The 2,004-nt window shown below is 78.0% G+C and carries 3 protein-coding genes; all 3 read left to right on the top strand.

Annotated features, from left to right (window positions below):
• Positions 1–190, top strand: a 190-nt coding sequence (locus ABEB16_RS21035) for a hypothetical protein (protein ID WP_345714135.1), incomplete at its 5' end; no start/stop codon positions are given.
• Between the two features lie 37 nt (positions 191–227).
• Positions 228–1,136 (top strand): endonuclease/exonuclease/phosphatase family protein, encoded by a 909-nt coding sequence (locus ABEB16_RS21030; protein ID WP_345714134.1) that lies wholly within the window; start codon positions 228–230, stop codon positions 1,134–1,136.
• Between the two features lie 98 nt (positions 1,137–1,234).
• On the top strand, positions 1,235–2,004 hold a 770-nt coding region (locus ABEB16_RS21025; protein ID WP_345714133.1), incomplete at its 3' end, for a tryptophan-rich sensory protein.

The raw sequence follows: 2,004 nt of genomic DNA, 5'->3' as shown, positions 1-2,004 counted from the left end.
CGCACCTGACGACCGCCTCGGTGGTGCGCGGCTGCTGCGAGGTGCGCCTGGCGTGGTGGGGCTGGTGGCGGCGGACGCCGCGCGGCGGACCGCGGGGGCGGAAGGGCTGCTGCGGGCGACGACGGCGGCGCTGGACTGGGGCGGCGGGCGGCGGGCGCTGCCGGGCCTGCCCGACCCGGAGGCCGGCTGAGGCCCCGCACCGGCGGGCTGCGACACTGCGGTCCGCCATGACGAGCGCACCCCTCCCCGCGGGCACGGTCCCCGCCCGGCCCGAGGACGCGCTGCGCGTCCTGACCTGGAACGTGTGGTGGCGCTTCGGGGACTGGCGCCGGCGCCGGGAGGCGCTGCTGCGCGTGCTCGCCGCCGCCGGACCGGACGTCTGCGGCCTGCAGGAGGTGTGGGCGACACCGGACGAGGGGCTGGCGGACTGGCTCGCCGAGCGGCTGGGCATGGTGGCCCTCTTCGCGCCCTCGCCGGCGCCCGGGCGCTGGCAGCGCCGCCTCGGGGCGCTGGGGGACGCCTCGGCCGGTGGCCTGCCGGAGCCGGGGCGGATCGCCTTCGGCAACGCCGTGCTGAGCCGTTTCCCGGTGCTCTCCCACGACGTGACGCACCTGCCCGACGGGCCGCACCCGGAGGGGCGCACCGCGCTGCACGCGCTGCTGGACACCCCCGGCGGCCCGCTGCCCTTCACCACCACCCACCTCAACTCCGCCCCGGCCGAGTCGGCGGTGCGGGTCCGGCAGGTGCGCGCGCTGGTGCCGGAGGTGGTGCGGCGGGCACGGGCGGTGCCGGGAGCGCGCCGGCCGGTGCTGACGGGCGACTTCAACGCCGAGGCCACCTCCGACGAGCTGCGCCTGGTGTGCGGCCACCAGACCGCACCCGTCGTGGAGGGCGTCGTCCTCGTCGACGCGTGGCGCTTCGCCGACGAGGGTGTCCGGGGGCACACGTGGGACCGGCGCAACCCGCACGTCGCCGCCGTGCACCAGCCGAGCGCACGGATCGACTACGTCCTGGTGGGTCTTCCGGAGTTCAGCGGCCGCGGCGCGGTGCTGGGGGTGCACCGGGTGGGCGCGGAGCCGGTCGGCGGTGTCTGGCCCTCCGACCACGCCGCGGTGCTGGCCGACCTGCGGATCTGACCGGGCACCTCGCGAGAAGGCGTGGTCCGTCCCGCGGGACCGGTCGCGGTTCCCCGCCCCGAGATGCCACCGGATGGAAACCGTCCCATCATCGAGACATGTCGTCCCTCGCGCACAGCCCCGCCACCGTCAGCGGCACGCACGACCGCACGCGCCAGGCGGTCGTCGCCGCCACCGCCGTCGTGGCCGTCGTCGGCTCGACCATCGGCTCCGGCGCCTTCGGTGGCACGCCCATCGCCGAGGCCGCCGGCGGCGCGCTGTCGGCCTCGGCCACCCTGGTCGCCCCCGCCGGGCCCGCGTTCGCGATCTGGTCGGTGATCTACACCGGGCTCATCGCCCTCGCGGTGTGGCAGCTGCTGCCCGCCCACCGCGAGGACGCCCGCCAGCGCCGCACCGGCTGGTGGACGGCGGCGTCCCTGCTGCTCAACGCGGCCTGGATCGGCACGGTCCAGGCCGGCTGGGTCACCGCGAGCGTGGCGGTCATCGCGGCGCTGCTGCTCGTCCTGGTGGTGGTCGTCGGCCGGCTCGGCGCATCCCGTCCCACCGGGCGCGTCGAGGCCCTCGTCGTGGACGGCTCGCTGGGGCTCTACCTGGGGTGGGTGAGCATCGCCACCGTCGCCAACACCGCGGCCGCCCTGTCCGCCGCCGGCGCCGCCGGGAACGGGTCGTGGCTGGGCCTGACCGAGCCGGTGTGGGCGGTGCTCGTGCTGGCCGTGGCGGCGGGGATCGGCGTCGCCGTGGCCGCCCTCACCCGTGGTCGCCTCGCCTTCGGCGCCGGCCTGGCCTGGGGGCTGGCCTGGGTGGCGGTGGCGAGCAGCTCCGGGCCGGACACCTCCGCGGCGGCGGCCGTCGTGGCCGAGGTGGCGGG

The organism is Kineococcus glutinatus (assembly GCF_039542765.1).
Lineage (GTDB): Bacteria > Actinomycetota > Actinomycetes > Actinomycetales > Kineococcaceae > Kineococcus_A > Kineococcus_A glutinatus.
The sequence above is the reverse complement of the archived record's forward strand: the minus strand, read 5'-3'. Positions and strand labels throughout refer to the sequence as shown.